The 21032-nt window shown below is 60.5% G+C and carries 15 protein-coding genes; 8 read left to right on the top strand and 7 right to left on the bottom strand.

Annotated elements, in window-relative coordinates; all coding sequences use genetic code 11:
* The first annotated feature begins 81 nt into the window (after nt 1-81).
* Complete coding sequence (locus ACR0MI_RS06365) at nt 82-1017, top strand: 2-hydroxyacid dehydrogenase (RefSeq protein ID WP_170613369.1); 936 nt, start codon at nt 82-84, stop codon at nt 1015-1017.
* A 15-nt stretch (nt 1018-1032) separates the two neighbouring features.
* Here ACR0MI_RS06365 and ACR0MI_RS06370 read toward each other — a convergent pair whose 3' ends face one another.
* Entirely contained in the window at nt 1033-1386 is a 354-nt protein-coding gene (locus tag ACR0MI_RS06370; RefSeq protein WP_170613371.1) for a hypothetical protein, read from the bottom strand.
* Nucleotides 1387-1564: 178 nt separating this feature from the next.
* On the opposite strand from ACR0MI_RS06370, the gene ACR0MI_RS06375 reads away from it, so the two are divergent.
* From ACR0MI_RS06375 to ACR0MI_RS06385, 3 genes are all read left to right on the top strand, one after another.
* Entirely contained in the window at nt 1565-2398 is an 834-nt protein-coding gene (locus tag ACR0MI_RS06375) for a bifunctional allantoicase/(S)-ureidoglycine aminohydrolase (RefSeq protein WP_170613373.1), read from the top strand.
* Between the two features lie 91 nt (nt 2399-2489).
* Nucleotides 2490-2813, top strand: a complete 324-nt coding sequence (locus ACR0MI_RS06380) for a hypothetical protein (protein ID WP_170613375.1) — start codon at nt 2490-2492, stop codon at nt 2811-2813.
* A gap of 54 nt (nt 2814-2867) precedes the next feature.
* Complete coding sequence (locus tag ACR0MI_RS06385) at nt 2868-3854, top strand: glyceraldehyde 3-phosphate dehydrogenase NAD-binding domain-containing protein (protein ID WP_170613377.1); 987 nt, start codon at nt 2868-2870, stop codon at nt 3852-3854.
* Between the two features lie 41 nt (nt 3855-3895).
* On the opposite strand, the gene ACR0MI_RS06390 is transcribed toward ACR0MI_RS06385, so the two are convergent.
* The 3 genes from ACR0MI_RS06390 to puuE form a co-directional block, all read right to left on the bottom strand.
* Nucleotides 3896-5323: a nucleobase:cation symporter-2 family protein gene (locus ACR0MI_RS06390; protein ID WP_170613379.1), complete on the bottom strand. Its 1428-nt coding sequence runs from the start codon at nt 5321-5323 to the stop codon at nt 3896-3898.
* Between the two features lie 63 nt (nt 5324-5386).
* Nucleotides 5387-5872: an ureidoglycolate lyase gene (locus tag ACR0MI_RS06395; protein ID WP_170613381.1), complete on the bottom strand. Its 486-nt coding sequence runs from the start codon at nt 5870-5872 to the stop codon at nt 5387-5389.
* Nucleotides 5869-7287: an allantoinase PuuE gene (puuE, locus tag ACR0MI_RS06400; RefSeq protein WP_170613383.1), complete on the bottom strand. Its 1419-nt coding sequence runs from the start codon at nt 7285-7287 to the stop codon at nt 5869-5871. Before puuE ends, ACR0MI_RS06395 begins: the two co-directional genes overlap by 4 nt.
* 169 nt (nt 7288-7456) lie before the next feature.
* Between puuE and uraH the strand changes: the two genes are divergently transcribed.
* Entirely contained in the window at nt 7457-7813 is a 357-nt protein-coding gene (uraH, locus tag ACR0MI_RS06405; RefSeq protein WP_170613782.1) for a hydroxyisourate hydrolase, read from the top strand.
* 212 nt (nt 7814-8025) lie between these two features.
* On the opposite strand, the gene ACR0MI_RS06410 is transcribed toward uraH, so the two are convergent.
* Entirely contained in the window at nt 8026-8946 is a 921-nt protein-coding gene (locus ACR0MI_RS06410) for a LysR family transcriptional regulator (RefSeq protein ID WP_170816785.1), read from the bottom strand.
* Between the two features lie 96 nt (nt 8947-9042).
* On the opposite strand from ACR0MI_RS06410, the gene ACR0MI_RS06415 reads away from it, so the two are divergent.
* The 3 genes from ACR0MI_RS06415 to ACR0MI_RS06425 all read left to right on the top strand — a co-directional run bounded on the left by ACR0MI_RS06415 (nt 9043) and on the right by ACR0MI_RS06425 (nt 16301).
* Complete coding sequence (locus ACR0MI_RS06415) at nt 9043-10266, top strand: urate hydroxylase PuuD (protein WP_170619422.1); 1224 nt, start codon at nt 9043-9045, stop codon at nt 10264-10266.
* A gap of 147 nt (nt 10267-10413) precedes the next feature.
* Nucleotides 10414-12219, top strand: a complete 1806-nt coding sequence (locus ACR0MI_RS06420; RefSeq protein WP_170613389.1) for a BamA/TamA family outer membrane protein — start codon at nt 10414-10416, stop codon at nt 12217-12219.
* The gene (locus ACR0MI_RS06425) at nt 12216-16301 is read left to right on the top strand and encodes a translocation/assembly module TamB domain-containing protein (protein ID WP_480440714.1); all 4086 of its coding nucleotides are present in this window, start codon (nt 12216-12218) and stop codon (nt 16299-16301) included. Before ACR0MI_RS06420 ends, ACR0MI_RS06425 begins: the two co-directional genes overlap by 4 nt.
* A gap of 226 nt (nt 16302-16527) precedes the next feature.
* Here the strand turns inward: ACR0MI_RS06425 and fdhF are convergent, their stop codons facing one another.
* Together fdhF and ACR0MI_RS06435 are read right to left on the bottom strand one after the other, a co-directional pair.
* The gene (gene fdhF / locus ACR0MI_RS06430) at nt 16528-19311 is read right to left on the bottom strand and encodes a formate dehydrogenase subunit alpha (protein WP_170613391.1); all 2784 of its coding nucleotides are present in this window, start codon (nt 19309-19311) and stop codon (nt 16528-16530) included.
* A gap of 13 nt (nt 19312-19324) precedes the next feature.
* Nucleotides 19325-21028 (bottom strand): NAD(P)H-dependent oxidoreductase subunit E, encoded by a 1704-nt coding sequence (locus ACR0MI_RS06435; protein WP_170613393.1) that lies wholly within the window; start codon nt 21026-21028, stop codon nt 19325-19327.
* Nucleotides 21029-21032 lie beyond the last annotated feature (4 nt).

Below are 21032 nucleotides of genomic sequence, written 5' to 3' on the forward strand. Positions count from 1 at the left end.
AGAATGACTTAGCTGCCCGAAAGATGTCCAGTTGGGTGACGGAACGTCATTCGTTCAAATCGAAACACATGGGGGTGCGAAATGGCATTGTTGGTTGAAACCGGATTGTCCGACTGGATCAGCGATGATGATATTGCGCGCGAAATCCGGCGACACCATCCGGACGCGGACGTGCGCACCCCGGATACGATTGGCGATGCCGCAGACATCACGATGATCGCGCTTGTCGGCCTGCGCCAGGATCAGCCGAAGCGCTATCCGAATTTGAAACTCGTGCAGAAACTCGGCGCCGGGGTTGAGACAATCGTCAGCAATCTTGGCCTGCCCGATCATGTCCGCATCACCCGCCTGAAACCGGATGCACCGGCGCAGGGCATAGCCGAATGGTTTCTGGCGTATGTGTTGCGCCGGCAGCGGCACATGGCAATCTATGAAGCCGCCCAGCGCCGAGCCGAATGGACGCCGCGCGCGCCCGGCTTCAGCCCTGATACGGTGGTCGGGGTATTGGGGCTGGGCCATATCGGTGCGCGAACCGCCCGGATGCTGCGCGATGTCGGGTTCCAGGTCATGGGATGGAGCCGTTCGCCCAAGCAGATTGAGGGCGTGACCTGCCTGCACGGCGAGAACACGCTGCCCGACCTGCTGGGCCAGTGCGATCATGTCTGTGCCATTCTGCCATCGACACCTCAGACAATCGGATTGTTCGATGCCGCGCTTCTGGATGCGATGAAGCCCGGAAGCCAGTTGCTGAATGCCGGGCGCGGTGATCTCATCGACGAAGCCGCGCTGATGGCGGCGCTGGATCGCGGTACACCGGGTCATGCAGTTCTGGACGTCACCTCGCAAGAACCCCTGCCTTCGGACAACCCGTTATGGCGGCATCCCCAAGTGACGATCACCCCGCATGTGTCGGGCTGGCATCTGGGCAACGCATTGTCCGATGTGGCCGAGAATTTCCGGCGCCTGACCAGCGGTCAGCCTCTGCTGCACGAAGTCGACAGGGCGCGCGGTTACTGATCTGCCGCAAAATGGTCAGGGCGTCAGAATCCAGTTGCCGCTGGCGTCCTTGCATCTGCGTGTTCTGACCTCGCGGGAACTCTCCGCGCCTTCGGGCTGAATGAAATGCTGCAGATGAACGCAGTTGCCGCGAACATCCCGGACCCGGATCGTTCCCTTTGATCCCGTGGCGTCATTGACCCAGCTGCGTTCATCTCCGGCCCGCGCGCTGCCGGTCAGCAACTGGTCCGCCGTGGCATTTACCACTTCAAAATCCGCAGGGGTCAGCCCCATCTCCGATATGATGCGGGACAGCGGTTTGGCGTCTGCGGCAACGCCCAGACCAAAACTCATGACCGCTGCGAAGGTTGCCAATTTCCAGGGCTTCATATTCGCCTCACCGTTCTGAAATAGATTTAGTCCCAAGACTATACTCGCGCTGGTCCGTGGCCAAGCCCCCCACGGCGCGCACCTTCAAATTATCCCGAACAAACCTATCGCAACACAGGCGCTAGGACCGCCGGATTATTGCCAGCATAGTGCGACCGATACGAACCAGAGGCATTCGATGGCACACCCGACTTATTACGCCCCATCCGGCGGGCATCCCGGCCAGGACCAGATTCTGACAGACCGCGCCATGTTCACCGACGCATACGCGGTGATCCCCAAGGGCACCATGCGCGACATCGTCACCAGTTACCTGCCATTCTGGGAGGGCACGCGTCTATGGGTGCTCTCGCGCCCGCTGAGCGGATTTGCCGAGACCTTTTCGCAGTACATTATGGAGGTTCAGCCCGGCGGCGGATCTGATCGCCCCGAAACCGACGCGCAGGCCCAGGGGGTGATCTTTGTGGTCGAGGGCACGGTCACACTGACCCTTGGCGGCGAAGTTCATGTCCTTGAAACCGGTGGCTACGCCTACATCCCGCCGGGTTCGGACTGGACGCTGCACAACCGTGCAGATGAAGTGACAAGATTCCACTGGGTCCGCAAGGCCTACGAGGCCGTCCCCGGCCTGCCCGCGCCCGATCCAATCATCACCAATGAACGCGACGTGGCCCCCATCGAAATGCCCGGCACCGAAGGGCGCTGGTCGACGACCCGCTTTGCCGACCCGCAGGATCTGCGCCACGACATGCATGTCAACATCGTCAACTTCGAACCCGGTGGCGTGATCCCCTTTGCCGAAACCCACGTGATGGAGCACGGGCTTTACGTGTTGGAGGGCAAGGCTGTCTACCGGCTCAACCAGGACTGGGTCGAGGTTGAGGCCGGAGATTACATGTGGCTGCGCGCCTTCTGCCCGCAAGCCTGTTACGCAGGCGGCCCGGGGCGGTTCCGCTATCTGCTTTACAAGGACGTTAACCGGCACATGCCGCTGAACCTGTCGCGGCGTTAAACGGGTAGAATGGTCAATTACCCGTCGGGGGTTCACAGAAGCGTCTGAATCTGGTGAAATATCCTCGGGTTACAGTACTGGAGATTGCACCATGTTATTTCGCGGAACGATGTTTGCGCTTGCGGCCGTTATCGGCCTGACGGCGTTCGATGCCGCACCTGTTGCGGCCAGGGAAGAAACCAAATCCGTATTTGTCATGAGCCGTACATGGGCTGTGACACAGGTTTCAGACGCTCCGGTCATTTACCGCGCCACACGGGACAACAACAATCTGAACCCCTTTGGTCCGCCGCCGCGCCTGCGGACGATACAAGCCATAGCGGCGATCCAGCAGGCAACGGGTTGCAAGGTTATCCGCTCAAGCATGTATCAGAACATCTCGGGCCAGTTTTTCTCGCAGGTCTCCTGCGGTTAGAACGGTATCGAAACGGGCATTGAGATCGCCCGGTCAGCCTGCCATAGCTTGCCCATGAAACTCGCGATCAACGGATTCGGCCGTATCGGCCGCACAATTCTGCGGCAGGTTCTGGCCTTGCCGGAAGACAGCAATGTCGAGCTGGTGCTGATCAACGATATCGCCCCGCTTGAGACCTGCGCCTATCTGTTCAAATACGACAGCACCTTTGGCCCTTACGCCGGAACGGTCCTGGCTGAAGGTGACACTCTGATCGTGGACGGGCACCGGGTTCCGATGACCCACAGCGAGGATCTGACCCGTGTGGATCTATCCGGGGTCGATGTCCTGCTGGACTGCACAGGTATCGCACGCACGTCCGATGTGGCCAGCCGAGGATTGACTGCCGGCGCCAGCAAGGTGCTGATCTCGGGCCCCTCGCCCGCAACCGAAGTCACCATCGTACTGGGCGCAAACGAAGAGCAACTGGGCAATGCCCGGATCGTTTCAAACGCATCCTGTACCACCAACGGGCTGGCTCCGCTGGTGCGGGTATTGGATGGGATCGGCGGCATCGCCGCGGCCCATATGACAACGATCCATTGCTACACAAACAGCCAGCCGATGGTGGACGCGCCGCGCGGCGATCTTGCACGCTCGCGTGCGGGTGCGCTGTCCATGGTTCCAACCACAACCAGTGCCACGCATCTGATTGACGAAGTAATGCCTCATCTGGCCGGTCGCATCTCGGGCGCCGCGGTGCGCGTACCCACCGCCAGCGTTTCGGCCGTAGACCTGATCGTGACCCTGGAAAACGAGATGAGCCCCGAGGTGTTTGACGCCAAGCTGCGCGCAGCGGCCGAACACTCGCCTGTTTTGGGCTGGACGGACCTGCCTCTGGTCTCATCCGATCTGCGCACGCGACCCGAGTCACTTGTGATCGCGGGCCCCGAAACTCGCATGGTGGGAAACAGGCAGGTCAGGGTGTTTGGCTGGTATGACAATGAATGGGGCTTTTCGGCCCGAATGCTGGATGTCGCGCGCCTGATGGCGGCAAGCTGAAGTCGACGCAGCCCGCCAAACGGCGGGCTGCGATTCACGGATCAGTCGTGGGGCAAGCTGCCCGAGCCATGCCCGGCCATTCCGCCTGACACTTCTTCGGTGGCCTCATCCGCCAGTTCTTCGGGCAGGATCAGATTCAGCACAATTGCGATGACCGCAGCAGGCAAAAGCCCACTTTTCATCAAGATGCCCAAAGTTTCCGGCAAGTGCTGGACCGCATCCGGTTCCAGTTGCAGCCCAAACCCGATGGACAACGAGATGGCAAAGATCACCATATTGCGCCGGTTCCAGTCCACATCGGACAACATGGATATACCGGCGGCGACAACCATCCCGAACATGACGATCACACCGCCGCCCAGCACTTCGATCGGAACGGTGCGGATGATGGCCCCGACTTTGGGGACCAGCCCGCACAGGATCAGAAACAGCGCACCAATGGTCACGACATTGCGGCTCATGACACCGGTCATGGCGATCAGGCCGACATTCTGGCTGAACGACGTGTTGGGCAACCCGCCGAACACACCGGCAACCGCCGAGCCAAAACCATCCGCATAGGTTGCACCGGCAATCTCCTTGTCGGTGGCTTCACGTCCGGCACCGCCCTTGGTCACACCGGACACATCGCCCACGGTTTCGATGGCCGAAACAAAGGCCATCAGACAGAACCCGATCACGGCAGCGAACGAAAACTCGAACCCGTATTTGAACGGCATCGGCAATGCGAAGGCCGAGGCGCGGCTCCAGCTTGAACCGATTGCCTCAAATGTCACCATGCCAACCATCAGCGCGTATACGTAGCCGGCAGCCAGACCGATCAGCACCGCCGAAACCGACAGCATCCCGAGTGTAAAGAACTTGAGCGCAAGGGTCACGAAGATCACGACCAGAGCCGCCGACCAGTTCAGGGCCGAGCCGTACTCCGGCGTGCCAATCGCCGGAACGCCGCCAGCCGCGTATTGAATACCTACCTTGACCAGCGCCAGACCTATCATGGTTACGACCAGCCCGGTCACCAGAGGCGGCAGCGCAAACCGGATCTTACCGATCACCGCCCCGAGGCTGGCGTGAGACAGGCCACCGATCAGAACGCCGCCGAACAGGGCAGCCAGCCCATCGACGCCCTTACCGGCCACAAGCGGGATCATGATGGGCAGAAAGGCAAAGCTTGTTCCCTGAACGATGGGCAAGGCCGCCCCGACCGGACCAAGTGTCACCGTCTGCAGCAGGGTAGCGACCCCGGCAAACAGCATGGACATCTGGATCAGATAAAGTAGCTCCGGGAAATCGGGAGAATTTGATCCAAATCCGAATCCCGCCGCGCCCGCGACGATGATCGCGGGCGTCACATTGGACACGAACATCGCCAGAACGTGCTGTATCCCAAGGGGAACCGCCTTGTGTAATGCGGGTGTATAGTTCGGATCCCGAAGCTGTTCGGGCGTACCGATCGAAGTGTCGGCCATGAGTACTGTCCTCCCTGTCAGATTTCATGGGGGTCTTACCGCTTATCCTGCGGCTTCAACTGGCTACGGCACGACCTGATAGGGCGTGTCGAACCAGAATTCTTCAAGATTTGCGCCTGCGCCGATCCTGTCGACGACGGCAAACAGGCCGGGGGCGTGGAGCGGCGTCAGGACCCCGTGCCAGGTGCCGCGATGGTAATTCACCGCCTGCCCCGGCCCGGTCACAAAAGCCAGCGGTCGCCCGGGCTTGCCATCGGCGTCCGGCGCGACGATCACCAGAAAGGGCTGGTGGGTCATCGGGATAAAGGCCTGGCTGCCCTCGGGGTGCCGTTCGACCATGTCGAGCGTATAGGGCAGTGCCCGTGGATTGGCGTTGAACAGGCTGATCCCGGCGCGCCCGTAGGCAAAATCCAGAGCTGCCCTGTCATGATACCGACCACATTGGCCCTGATTTATGATCTTGTCCGGCTCGCCCGCAACGTCGATCACATCGCCGTATGGGGCAAACGCATCAGCGGTCAGCGGCTGAACACTGATCCGATTGCTCATGACGGCAACACATCCCGCAGACGGAACTCGGCGATCCGTTCGACTTGTCGACAGGCTTCCGCAAATTCAGTGTCCCGGTCCTGCCCGATCCGCCGTTTGAACGCTTCCAGAATCGATGCCTTGTCGTGATCCCGAACCGCGATGATGAACGGAAATCCGAATTTGTCCGTGTAGGTCTGATTCAGATCCGTGAAAGTCGCACGTTCATCGTCGGTCAGCGCATCCAGCCCGGCCGAGGCCTGCTCGGTCGTGCTTTCCTGGGTCAGACGCTTGGCCTGCGCAAGCTTGCCCGCGAGATCGGGATGCGCTGTCAGCACGCCAAGCCTTTCCGTTTCAGTGGCCGAGCGGAACATGCGGGCCAGGGCATTGTGCAGGCCGCCCGCCGTGTCATGCGCCGGACCCAGTTCCAGATCAAAGGCGCGCTCGGCGATCCAGGCTGAGTGTTCGAAAATGCCGCCATAGCTGGCCACAAAGTCCTCCCGGCCCATCTCGGACGGCCTTGCGCCCTGCGTGGGTGGGTAATGCGCGGCCCAGTGTTCTGCGATCTGCAGGCGCGTGGCGAACCACACATCCGAAAACCCGCGCGCGTAGTCCAGGAACCGTTTTAGGGCCATCACCCGACCCGGACGCCCGATCAACCGGCAATGCAGGCCAATCGACAGCATTTTTGGTGCCCCGGCCTCGCCTTCGGCATAAAGCGCATCAAAACTGTCCTTGAGGTAGGAGAAGAACTGATCGCCTGAATTGAACCCTTGTGGCGTTGCAAAGCGCATATCGTTGCAGTCCAGAGTGTAAGGCACGATCAACTGATGCCGATCACCGAACCTGGCCCAGTACGGCAGGTCATCGGCATAGGTATCCGCGACATAGGCCATCCCGCCTTCTTCCGCCGCCAGCCTTACTGTGTTTTCCGAGCACCGACCGGTGTACCAGCCGCGCGGGCGCTCGCCCACGACTTCGGTATGCAGGCGCACGGCTTCCGCAATCTGGGCCCGTTCCTCGGCCTCGGGCATGTCCTTGTGTTCCACCCATTTCAATCCGTGGCTCGCGATCTCCCACCCTGCCGACTTCATCGCGGCCACTTGATCGGGTGAGCGGGCCAGTGCGGTAGCGACCCCGTAAACCGTGATCGGCAGATCTTTCATCAATCGGTGCAGGCGCCAGAACCCGGCCCGTGATCCGTATTCATAGATCGATTCCATGTTCCAGTGACGCTGCCCTGGCCATTGCGCAGCGCCGACGATTTCGGACAGGAAGGCCTCGGACGCGCTGTCGCCGTGCAATACGCAGTTCTCGCCGCCCTCTTCGTAGTTGAGCACGATCTGCACCGCGATCCTTGCACCACCGGGCCAATTGGCATTGGGCGGGGTGGCTCCGTATCCGATCATATCGCGGGGGTAACGAGGAGGCTGCATGTCGTCTTCCGTTCCGGGTTTAACTTCCTGATTAATGCAATAGCCTAAAAATTCGTATCCGATTATCAAATCAATCCGAACGCTGTTTCCGGTTGTTTCGGCATTTCCACCATTTTGATGTTTGCGCCACACTGTGGCAAACCCGATGAAACAGTCAAAGGAGATCACTGTGGCAGGCTACCTGACAACCCATGTTCTGGACACGGCGCGCGGTTGCCCGGCGAAAGGTCTTAAAATCGCACTGTATCAGGTGTCGGGAAACTCCCATCGCAAACTGGTCGAGATGGAGACAAATTCCGACGGGCGCACCAACAGCCCCATCCTGCCGCAGGAAGACTTTGAAACCGGAACTTACGAGCTGATCTTTTTTGCCGGTGACTACCTGCGCGCAACCGGGCAGGCGGCAGAGGATCCGCTGTTTCTGGACCAGGTTCCCATTCGGTTCGGCATGTCCGATGCCGAGGCACATTATCACGTACCGCTGCTGCTTTCCCCCTACGGGTATTCGACCTACCGGGGAAGCTGACCGCTTTCCGCGCGCCTCCCAGCCGTCGTCGACCCTTTCAGGGCCGTCTTCCGTTGGGCCGGGCACTGCCCCTTGCAGGTGCAGCGCGGATTAGCCCTGAAAAACTGTTACCCGACTTGATAGGGGTCGCAACCGCGCCGCGGCCTTGCCGCGGCGCCGGGCCCAACGCTGTGCCGCGCCTGCAAGGCGCAAACGGCGGCGGGAGCTTCGGCTCAACCCTTCGCTTGCGAGCTGCGCACGACCTTACCGATACGCGAGATCATGAAATCCATAAACAACCGCGCCTTGGGGTCCTGATGGCGGCGATGGGTATAGAGGCATGCCATCTGCACAGGCACCGGCGGCGTCTGCATCGCAACGGCCACCAAACGGCCCGCTTTCAAATGCTCCGCCACTTCAAAGGCGGGTTTCATCGCAATCCCCTGCCCGGACAACGCCCAATCGGTCAAAACATCGCCGTCATCGCATTCGAAGCGACCTGATACAGCGTATCGCTTCGGGCCCTCGGGTGTTTCCAGCAGCCATTGGAACTCTGTCGCGCCGGGGAAACGAAGGTTCAGACATTCATGCTTGTCCGAAACCAGATCCGCACCGGTCTGCGGCATGCCCCTGTGTTCCACGTAATCCGGCGCGGCGCATAGTACCCGCTGGCAATCCGCGATCTTTCTGATCCGCAGGGTGCTGTCCTCGGGCTGGCCAATGAAAAATGCCAGATCCAGGCCTTCGGTGGTCAGATCAACCGATCTGTCCGTCAGCCGCAGGCGCACGTCAATCTCAGGGTACTCCAACAGAAAATCAGGCACATGCGGGGCCAGCAACCGGCGGCCAACCCCCAACGGCGCCGCAACGAATAGCGATCCCCTTGGCGCTTCGGTCAGATGGACAACCTGCGCCTCGGCCTCATCCACCGCATCCAGAACCGCGACCGCACCGGGATAAAAGGCGCGACCCTGTTCGGTCGGACTGAGGTTTCGCGTGGTGCGTTGAAACAGACGCACGCCCAGATGATCCTCAAGCTGGGAAATCCGGGCCGAGGTTACGGCAGGGGAGATCCGCAGGTCTCGACCCGCAGCGGACATGCTGCCCAGATCATAGACACGGACAAAGGTACGGATGTTCTCGAGATAAGACATCTTATCGATTTTTTTGATACAGTTTGACAATATACGGGAATACCGAAGAAAATCCCTTTTGCCTAGTGTGACGGCAAGCAATCGGAGACTTCTTGCATGTATGACCTCGCCGTGTTCTGGGACTGGATAGCCTTTGCTGTGCGCTGGCTGCACGTGATCACTGCCATCGCGTGGATCGGATCATCCTTTTATTTCATAGCGTTGGATCTTGGGCTGAACCGCGACATCCCCGGCCCCGCCGATGGCGAGGAATGGCAGGTGCATGGCGGTGGCTTCTACCACATTCAGAAATACCTGGTCGCGCCCGAGCGGATGCCGGACCACCTGACCTGGTTCAAATGGGAAAGCTATGCGACTTGGCTCAGCGGGGCGGCGCTTCTGATGATCGTCTATTGGGTCGGCGGCGAGCTGTATCTGATCGACGCGCAAAAGGCCGATCTGGCGCTGTGGCAGGGGATTCTGATCTCGGCCGCCTCGCTGACCGTGGGCTGGCTGGCCTATGACTACCTGTGCAAATCCGGTCTTGGCGAACGCCCCACCCTTTTGATGGTGCTGCTGTTCGTGCTGCTGGTGGCAATGGGTTGGGGGTACAACCAGATCTTCACCGGCCGTGCAATGATGCTGCATCTGGGGGCCTTCACAGCCACTATCATGACGGCGAACGTGTTCTTCATAATCATGCCCAACCAGCGCATCGTAGTGGATGACCTGAAGAACGGGCGCACACCGGACCCGAAATACGGCAAAATCGCCAAGCTGCGGTCCACGCACAACAACTACCTGACGCTGCCGGTCGTGTTCCTGATGCTGTCGAACCACTATCCACTGGCCTTTGCGACCGAATACAACTGGATCATCGCGGCGCTGGTCTTCCTGATGGGTGTCACCATCCGGCACTATTTCAACACCCGCCATGCCCGCGCCGGCAACCCGACATGGACCTGGCTGGTCACCGCCTTGCTGTTCATCGCTATCATGTGGCTGTCCACCGCGCCGATGTACAAACCGCTGGAAGAGGCCGAAGCGCAGCCGCTGACGCCTTATGAACAAAAATTCGCCGCGGCAGACGGGTTCGAAGAGGCGCATGACATCGTGCTGGGCCGCTGCTCCATGTGCCACGCTCGCGAACCGGTCTGGGAGGGTATCCTGTGGGCACCCAAGGGCGTGCTATTGGAAACCGAAGGCGACATCGCAAGAAACGCAAAGCAGATCTATCTGCAGGCAGGCGTCAGTCATGCGATGCCGCCTGCAAATGTCACCTTCATGGAGCCCGAGGACCGCGACGCCCTGATCCGCTGGTTCCGGAATGCGGGTATTTGACCGCACAAAAGATTGCCTCAAATCGCAATTCGCACGTCATTTCCCTTTTCCTGCACCCCATCAGATGGTCTAACATGAAGTTGAACAGCCGCCGAACCGTACAAGGCGGCCAAAGTGATTTCGAGTTGGGGCAGTTGGAGCCATTTGATGCAGGGAAGAAGGCCGCGCGCCATTCTTAAGTGCTGGCTGTTTGGCGTTGTCGTGGCCATCGCGCCGACCACATTGGCGGCGCTGGAAACCACGTTGACGGCGCCCGGAGCGCCGAAAGAAGTGGTGGACCGCCTCAAGGAAAACTCTTCGGTAACAACAGCCAAATCGCGCGGGCTGGACACTCCGCTGGAAATACTGTCCGCCGCGCTTTCGGATTACCGCACCATCGTCCAGATCCTGTATGACGAAGGGTATTTCAGCCCGGTCGTCAGCATCAAACTAGATGGACAGGAAGCGGCCGATCTCAGTTCGCTGAGCGTTCCAAGCCAGATCAAGCGCGCTGTCATCACTGTGAACACGGGCCCGGTCTTTACCTTCGGAACAGCGCTTGTACAGCCGTTGGCCCCGCTGACCGTATTGCCCCAGGAATTTTCTACCGGCAAACGTGCGACAACGGGCGCGATCCAGCAGGCCACGTCCGCAGGTGTTCAGGCATGGAAAGACGCTGGGCACGCAAAGGCGGACGTTGCAGGGCAAAAGGTCGTCGCCCGGCACAAACAATCCAAGCTGGATGCCGAGATCGATCTGGCGCCCGGCCCGCGTCTGACATTCGGAAGGATGTTCATTGATGGCGACACCACCGTGCGGCACAGATCGATCGAAAAGATCGCGGGTTTTCCCACGGGCGAAGTCTACTCCCCCCAAAAAGTCCAGAAAGTCGGAACCCGTCTGCGCCGCACCGGGACGTTCAATGTTGTCTCGATCAAGGAGCGAGAAGAACCCAACCCTGATGGCTCGCTTGATTTTGATGCCACGTTCGAGGACCTGCCCCCGCGTCGTATAACACTCGGGGGCGAGCTTGCCTCACGCGATGGTCTTGATCTGACCGCGACCTGGACCCATCGAAATGTGTTCAGGCGCGCGCAGCGGCTGAGGTTCGAGGCCGCGATCCGCAACATTGGCGGGGCCGAAAATATCGATGGGCGGATTGGCCTGCGACTGGATCAGCCAGACAGGCTGGGCCCCGACGACAGCACCTTTTGGAGCGCCCTGCTGGAGCGGCGCGACACCGAAAACTACAACGTTACCGTGGCCTCAGTGGCATATGGTGCGCGGCGCACCTTCTCGGACCAGCTTTATGCCGAGGCGTCGGCGGGGTTCCAGTATTCGGATGCGGATGATGCGTACGGCTCAGGGCGCAAGTTCAGATATTTCATCCTCCCCTTCCGGTCGGAATGGGACCAGCGCGACAGCAAGGTCAGCGCCACTCGGGGGTTCTATCTGGATGCGAATGCCATGCCTTTTGCGGGTCTGTCAGAAACCGAGTCCGGCCTGCGCATTTTTCTGGACGGGCGCGGCTATACCAGTTTCGGAACCGGCGGCAGGCTGGTGCTGGCCGGCCGTGTGCAGCTGGGGTCGGTTCTGGGGCCGTCTCCGGACGGGGTGACACCGGATTTTCTGTTCTTCTCGGGCGGCGCGGGAACCGTGCGCGGGCAACCTTTTGAAAGCCTCGGCATCCCGGTGGGAACCGGTGTGGCGGGCGGCAAGTCCTTTCTCGGCCTGTCCGGAGAGGTGCGTGGCAAGGTCACCGACTCACTGTCTCTGGTCGGGTTCTACGACTACGGCACGGTCGACACTTCATCCTTCATCGGCAGCGGTGCCGAGTATCATGCCGGTGCCGGTATCGGTGCCAGATACGATCTGGGTGGGTTCGGCCCGTTGCGCGTTGATCTGGCATGGCCGGTTCAGGGCGACACCGGCAGCGGGCTGCAGTTCTATATCGGGATTGGACAGGCATTTTGATCCGGCGGCTTTCATATCCCGTTCTGATCGGCGCGGTGCTGATCACATCGCCCGTGACCGCGCAGGAAGATAGCGGCGGCAGCATGCTGGAGAATTTCCTGCAGGACACCCTGTCCGGCGACGACCAGAACGTCCGGGTCAAGGGCCTTCAGGGCGCGCTAAGTTCGCGGGCGACCATCGAAGAAATCACCGTGGCCGATGACGAAGGCGTCTGGCTGACCATCAAGGATGCAGTGCTGGACTGGAACCGGCTTGCATTGATCCGCGGCCGTTTTTCGGTCAACGCTTTGACTGCGCAGGAAATCGACATCGCCCGCGCGCCCGGGGCAACCACCAAGGACACCCCCGCGCCTTCGGCTGAAACCAAGCCGTTTCAGCTGCCTGAATTGCCCGTTGCCATCCAAATCAGTGAAATCCGGGTAGACGAGCTGTCGCTGGGCCAACCACTGATCGGGGTCGCGGCCGAGCTTGCCGTGAACGGAAATCTGTCGCTGGCAGACGGCACGCTGGATACCAAACTGGATGTCACGCGACTGGACCGGGCCGGCGACCAGATCAGCCTGTCCGCCGGGTTTGAGAACGCGAGCAGTGAAATCCGTCTGGACCTGAAAGTGGTCGAGGATTCGGGCGGGCTGATCTCGACGGCGCTGAAGATACCCGACAGCCCACCGATCGGTCTGACCGCCACCGGGTCAGGTCCCCTTACAGATTTCACAGCGGATATCGGCCTGAGCAGTGACAACCAGCAGCGTGTCGCAGGACAGGTCCGGTTGCGGTCGGCCACGGAGGCGGGTGGCGCGTCAAGTGACGGCATCGCCTTTACGACCGATCTGAAAGGCGACCTGACGCCATTTCTGGCGCAAAACATGGACACGTTCTTTGGCCCTGACACGCGTCTGTTTGTCGATGGCCGGACGCAGCCGGACGGCGCGCTGGACATTTCCGATCTCGAGTTTTCCTCGCAGGCGCTGAAGCTGAAGGGAGAGCTGCAGCTTGCCCCTGGCGGTGTACTGCAACTGGCGGCCCTTCAAGGGCGGATAACTCCACCGGATGGCGAAACTGTCGTGCTGCCAGTCTCAGGCGGTCAAACATCTATCGAAGCGGCTCAGATTTCAGCGCTTTTCGATCAGAAGAACGGCAACCTGTGGGATTTGAGCCTGACAACAAACGCTTTCAAATCGCCGCAAATCGGGTTGCAGCGGGCGCAGATCACCGGCCAGGGAACACTGGAACAAGGTGCATCCTTACAATTCGAAGGTGACATTCAGGCCGCGCTGGACGGGATCGATCTGGCGGATGCCGGGCTGAACACGGCACTCGGCGATCGCATCACACTGGACGGATTGTTCAGCTACGGTAGTGATCAGTCATTGACCCTGTCAGGGGTGGAACTGGTGGGTTCGGACTATACGCTTGGGGCGGACGCATTGATCAGCGGTTTGGCCAGCGGTCTGACGATTGACGGAACGGCGACCCTGGACGCAACGGACCTGTCCCGGTTCTCGGAACTGGCCAAGCTTGATCTGGGCGGACAGGTCTCGGCCCGGGTCGAGGTAAACGGATCACCGCTGGAAGGCAGCTTTGACGGTAAGCTGAGCGTCGAGGCCCGCGATCTGTTGACCGGCCGGGACGATATCGATCCGGTGATTGCCGGCGAAACGAGCATTGTGGTGGATGCAAAGCGCGACACGGACGGCGTCACCATCCGTGACCTTACAGTTAACGGCGAAACCTTGCAGGCGGCTGCCAGCGGTGAGGTCACGACACCGGACGGGAACCTGACCATCGACGGTCAGGCCAGCGTCAACGCGCAGGATCTTTCCGTCTTTTCGGGTCTGGCAAAGCGCGAACTGAGCGGCGCAGTTCAGGCCACCCTCGACGGGCAGGGAACCGTGCAAACGCTGGAGTTTGACGGAACAGCCAGCGTAATCGGACAAGACATCACAACAGGGCTTTCGGACATCGATCCGCTTTTGACCGGTCGGACCACTATCGAGTGGGATGGCGCCCGGACCGCCGACAAAATTGATATCCGTAACGCCACGGTAAACGGCACCGCACTGAACGCGCAAGTCTCGGCGATTGTGCAGGATCCGACAGGGGATCTGTCCGTTGACGGACAGGCGCAGTTGAACGCGCCGGATCTGTCGCTGTTCTCCGGCCTAGCCAAACGCGATCTGGCGGGTTCGGTGCAGGCCGACGCCAATGGGACCGCCGCGCTGGCCAACCGGACTTTTGACATCAAGGGCGATCTGGATGCGCGCGACATCCAGACCGGTATCGAAGCGCTGGACAAACTGATTCAGGGCCGCACGACTTTGACGGTGGACGCCGAGAAAACCGAGGAAACCGTCGATATCCGGGCATTCCGTCTGCAGGGAACGGCCTTATCTGCGGAAGCATCCGGTGAACTAAACCGCGAAAACGGGGGATTGACCTTCAACGTCAGACTGGATGACCTGGCCAGGTTGGCAAGCACCCTCTCCGGTCCTTTGACCCTGACCGGAAATGTGGCACCCGACGGTTCAGGGCTGGAAGGCACCGTTAGCCTGCGAGGCCCTGACAGCTCCTATGCCAGTCTGGACGGCAATGTTGGACTGGACGGAAACGCCGATCTGGAATTTGACGCCCGGTTCAACAAAATCGAACGTTTCGTACCCGAGTTCCCGGGGACTATAGCGGCCAAGGGTACGGCAAAACGTGACAACGGCGTCTGGACCATCAGCGCCAAGGCCGATGGACCAGCCGAAATCAGCGGCGATGTCTCGGGGACATTTAGCGAGACCACCGGTCAGGCCGACCTGGCCGCGCAAGGTGGTTTGAACCTTGGCGTCGCCAATGTGTTTATCACACCCAACAAGATCGATGGTCAGGCGCGGTTTGATCTTGCTTTGAACGGCGCTCCGTCACTGGCGGCTTTAAGCGGAACGGTTACAACCTCCGGTACAGCTCTGGCCATTCCCGCGGCTGGACAGACCGTGACGGGGATCAGCGGTTCGGTCGACCTGGCGCAAAGCCGCGCTACCGTCGCGCTGAACGGCGGGATGCAGGCTGGCGGGGCCTTTACGGTCAACGGCCCAATAGACCTGACGCCACCCTTCAATGCCAACATCACGACCGTTCTCAACAGCCTAGTGCTGACTGACAGGCTGCTATATGAAACGACGCTGAACGGCCAGGTCGCCATGACCGGCGCTTTGGCGGGCAACAGCTCGGTCGCCGGGCAGATCACATTCGACGAGACCAACATCAATCTCGCTGCAGCCTCCGGCGCGGTGGGCGCGGCACCCATCCCCAACATTACGCATGTCAACGAAAGCGCGGCTGGCTTCCTGACCCGGGAACGCGCGCAGCTGGTCGTGACCGGCGACAAAGCCAAAAGCGATTCGCGGATTGCGCTGGACGTCAGCCTGCTGGCCCCCAAAGCCGTGTTTGTGCGGGGCCGCGGTGTGAACGCTGAACTTGGGGGCAGAATCAACATCGGTGGAACCACGGCATCCATCGTGCCGTCCGGTCAGATTGAGCTGATCCGTGGCAACTTCGACATTCTGGGGCGCAGGCTGGCGCTGACCAAGGGTGTCGTGACACTTCAGGGCGATCTGACACCCTATATCGAGTTCGAATCCTCAACCAGCACGTCGGACGGCACCGCCACGATTGAAATTGCGGGGCCATTGGATGCGCCTCAGGTCGACATATTTTCCGACCCTGAACGCCCTGCGGAAGAGGCCCTGGCGATATTGTTGTTCGGCAATCGCTTTTCCGAACTTTCGCCCTTTGTGATCGCGCAAATGGCGGCGTCGCTGGCGCAACTCAGTGGTGCAGGCGGGGACGCAACCAAAGGGCTGCGGGATGCGACGGGCGTGGATACGGTCGACATTGGTGCTTCGGAAGGCGGTGCGGGCCGTCTGGGCGCAGGCGCTTATCTGAGCGACAACCTCTACACTGATTTCACGGTCAACACCGAAGGCGACACCGAAGTGAACCTGAATCTGGATGTCACCGACAGTTTCACCGTGCGTGGTACGGTCGACGGGCGTGGTGAAACAGGTTTGGGCGTCTTTTTCGAACGCGACTACTAGGGCCAGGTGCGGTTCCAGAACCATCTGGACAAGTGTGTAAGTTTGTTTTGTCCTGTGCCAAAGCGCTTTTTTTCGCCTTCCTGCCTTGCTCCTTGGCGACTGCGGCGCGTTGAGGCGCAACTGACGTTGCACAGTTTTGGACAGGCATGACCGGCACAGGATGGTGTGAAACACGAAAGGGCGGCTCTGATCAGAACCGCCCTTGAATTCTTACCGCTCGCAGCGCTTATTCCGCCGCGATGGCATCCCCGATCTTTTCAACGCGAATGGCCGAGAATTTGAACTCGGGGATTTTCCCGTATGGATCAATGGCCGAGTTGGTCAGAATGTTCGCCGCCGCTTCGACATAGGCAAACGGGATGAAGACCATGTCTTCGGCGATCGCCCGGTCCGCCCGAACCATGATGTCAATCGTCCCGCGCCGGGTGGTCAGCCGGATCATTTCACCCGGTTCGATCCCCATCAGCTTGAGCGTGCGAGGGTTCATCGAACAGTTCGCTTCCGGCTCAACAGCGTCGAGAACATTAGAACGGCGGGTCATCGACCCGGTGTGCCAGTGTTCCAACTGACGGCCGGTGGTGGCGATCATCGGGTACTCGTCATCCGGCGCTTCATCCGGCGGGATGACGCTAGCCGGGGTAAACCGGGCCCGGCCATCTGCGCGCGGGAATCCGTCACCGAATACAATCGCCTGCCCCGGATCGGTCTCGCTGAGCGACGGGTAGGTGATGGTTTCGGTCTCAAGCCTATCCCACGTGATGTTGTCAAGCGACGCCATGGTCAGCTTCATTTCATTGAAGACCTGAGACACGTCCGTATAGTCCCAGTTCAGCCCGATCCGCTGCGCCAGATCGACAGTGATCTTCCAGTCTTCGCGCGCCTCACCCGGAGGTGTCACGGCAGGCCGCACCCGCTGCACCTGACGGTTGGTGTTCGACACAGTGCCGTTCTTTTCATACAGCGCCGAGGCGGGCAGGATGATGTCGGCATAGTTCGCCGTCTCGGTCAGGAAGATGTCCTGCACGATCATCAAGTCCAGCTTGGCCAGCGCGTCACGCGCGTGATTCACATCCGGGTCGGACATGGCCGGGTTTTCGCCCAGAATATACATGCCCTTGATGTTGCGCGCATAAATCTGGTCGATGATCTCGGTCACGGTCAGGCCCTTCTCGTTCGAGAAGTCGTCCGAGTTCCAGACCTCGTTGAACTTGGCGCGAATGCCATCGTCCGTCACGGTCTGGTAATCCGGCAGGAACATCGGGATCAGGCCCGCATCGGATGCACCCTGCACGTTGTTCTGACCGCGCAGCGGGTGCAGACCCGCGCCGGGTTTACCGACGTTGCCGGTCATCAGAGCCAACGAGATCAGGCAGCGAGAGTTGTCTGTGCCGTGGATGTGCTGGCTGACGCCCATGCCCCAGAAGATCAGGCCGGCCTTGGCCTGCGCAAAGGTGCGCGCGACACGGCGCAGCTGATCCGGTTCGATGCCGCAGATCGGCGACATCGCCTCGGGCGTGAACTGGCGCAGATGCTCTTTCTCGGCTTCCCAGTTCTCGGTCCAGCGGTGGATGTACTGGCTGTCATACAGCTCTTCCTCGACGATCACGTTCATGATCGCGTTCAGCATCGAGACATCAGCACCCGGACGGAACTGCAGCATTTCGTCGGCAAACTTGCGCATACCGACGCCGCGCGGGTCCATCACGATCAGCTTGCCGCCGCGCTTGGCGAACTGCTTGAAGTAAGTCGCCGCAACCGGGTGGTTTTCGATCGGGTTCGAACCGATGATGATCGCCACATCCGCGTTTTCGATCTCGTTGAAGGTCGCGGTCACTGCCCCGGAACCGACGTTCTCAATCAGAGCAGCAACTGACGACGCGTGACACAGACGTGTGCAGTGATCGACGTTGTTGTGCTTGAAACCCTGACGGATGAACTTCTGGAACAGATAGGCTTCTTCGTTGGTGCATTTGGCCGAACCAAAGCCTGCAACGCTGCGCGGGTCTTCGTCGCGAAGCACCTTCAACTTGGTGGCGGCAAGATCCATCGCCTCTTCCCAAGTCGCTTCGCGGAAATGGGTACTTAGATCGCCGGGATCGACGTTCAGGCCCTTCTCGGGGGCGTCTTCGCGGCGGATCAGCGGCTTGGTCAGACGGTGCGGGTGGTGGATGTAGTCAAAGCCGAACCGTCCTTTGACGCACAAACGGCCTTCGTTTGCCGGGCCGTTGATGCCCTCGACATACTTGACCTTACCGTCCTTGACCTTCAGCGAAACCTTGCAGCCCACGCCGCAGAACGGGCAGACGCTTTCGGTTTCGCTATCGTAGTCCTTACTGTCGCCGTGCTGGTGATCGTCCAGCACGGTCGCGGGCATCAGCGCCCCGGTTGGGCAGGCCTGAACGCATTCGCCACACGCCACACAGGTCGACGCGCCCATCGGATCGTTCTGGTCGAACACGACCTGCGCCGTATGGCCACGACCGGCCATGCCGATCACGTCATTGACCTGCACTTCGCGACAGGCCCGGACGCAGAGGTTGCAGTTGATGCAGGCATCCAGATTGACGCGCATCGCAACGTGGCTGTCATCCAGCAGCGGGATTTTATCGGCCTCTTTCGCCGGGAAACGGCTGTCGCTGACATCGGTCAGCTTGGCCATGTCCCAGAAGTGGCTCGAGGTGTCGTGTGCCTCCTCGGGCTGGTCGGCAACCAGCAGCTCCACAACCATGGCGCGCGATTTCTCGGCACGCTCCGAGTCGGTCTTAACGACCATCCCATCCGCCGCAGGGCGGATGCACGAGGCGACCAGCGTACGCTCGCCCTCCACTTCGACCATACAGGCGCGGCAGTTGCCGTCCGGGCGATAGCCCGGCTGCGGCTTGTGGCACAGGTGCGGAATAGTGAACCCCTGCCCCTTGGCGGCTTCCCAGATGGTCCAGCCCTCGGGCACGGTGACGTCTTCGCCGTTCAGGTTGAAGGTGACGGTCTTGGTTGGGCTTGCGTCAAGCATGGCTCTGTCTCCCTCAGATTTCGTCAGCGAAATGTTTCATGACAAGGCGGATCGGGTTCGGGGCCGCTTGCCCCAAGCCGCAGATGGACGCGTCGCCCATGACCTGGCACAGATCTTCGAGCAAGTCCTGATCCCACTTGTCGGCCTGCATCAGCTTCACCGCCTTTTCGCAGCCCGCCCGGCAGGGCGTGCACTGACCACAGCTTTCATCCTCGAAGAACCGCAGCATGTTCAGCGCCGCATCGCGGGCCGTGTCCTGATCGGACAGAACCACCACAGCGGCAGACCCGATGAAGGTGCCCAACGGCTGCAGGGTGTCAAAGTCGAGCGGGACGTCGTCGATACTGGAGGGGAGAAGACCTGACGACGGCCCGCCCGGTTGATACGCCTTGAACGCATGACCTTCGGCCATGCCGCCGGCGGCATCAATCACGTCAAGAATGGTCGAACCCGCAGGCAGCAGGTAAACACCGGGGTTGGTTACTCGGCCCGAGACAGAGTAGCTCCGCAAGCCCTTGCGACCATTCTTTTCAACTGAATTCAGAATCTGCGGCCCCTCACGGCAGATCTTCGAGACCCAATACAGCGTCTCGACATTGTGCACCAAGGTCGGACGGTTGAAGACCCCTACCTGCGCCACAAATGGAGGACGGTGACGCGGCAAGCCCTTCTTGCCTTCGATCGACTCGATCATCGCGGATTCTTCACCGCAGATGTATGCGCCAGCACCGCGACGCAGGTCGATGTAACCTTTTTCGACGATCCCGGCCTGTTCCAGCGCGGCAATCTCACGGGCCAGGATTTCCAGTACCGCCGGATACTCGTCGCGCATGTAGATGAAGCAGGTCTCGGCCTCGACCGCCCAGGCGGCAATCAGCATGCCCTCAAGGAAGACATGCGGCGTGCGTTCCAGATAGTAGCGGTCTTTGAACGTGCCAGGCTCGCCCTCGTCCCCGTTCACGGCCAGATAGCGTGTGCCCTCGTTCATTCGAACAAAGCCCCACTTTTTGCCGGATGGGAAGCCAGCACCACCCAGGCCGCGCAAGCCCGAGGACAGGATGTCTTCCTGCACTTTCTCCCAGTCACCACCGTCGCGCAGCTCTTTCAGCTTGGCGTAACCGCCGTTTGCCTCATAAGCAGCGAAGGCTTCGTAGCCGGGCAGATGGGCGTGAGTGTCGCCCGCAGCAATCGCAGCCTGCACCTTTTCGGGGGTCGCATGGTCGATATGGTTGTGACCGATTTCGAGCACCGGCGCGGTATCACAACGGCCCATGCACGGCGCGCGCACCACACGCACCTCTGCCGGGTCCAGACCGTCTTCCAGCGCCTTCTGCAGCTGCTGGGCACCGGCCATTTCACAGGACAGGGAATCACAGACACGGATCGTCAGCGCAGGCGGAGGGGTCTCGCCTTCTTTCACAACATCGAAATGGGCGTAGAAGGTCGCCGTCTCATAAATCTCGGCCTGTCCGATCCGCATCTCAACCGCAAGCGCGGCGATGTGGTCGGCGCTGATATGGCCGTGTTCGTCCTGAATCAAATGCAGGAATTCGATCAGCAGGTCGCGGCGGCGCGGGCGATCGCCCAGCAGGCGATGAATCTCCGCCTGCGCCTCATCCGTGAACTGACGGCCTTTGGGCGTGTGCCGCCCTTTGCCTTTACCTGACTTCCAGACGCCCTTGGGTGCGCCTGATGGCTTGGTGTCTAATGGTGCCATGATG

The organism is Ruegeria sp. D4 (assembly GCF_056534475.1).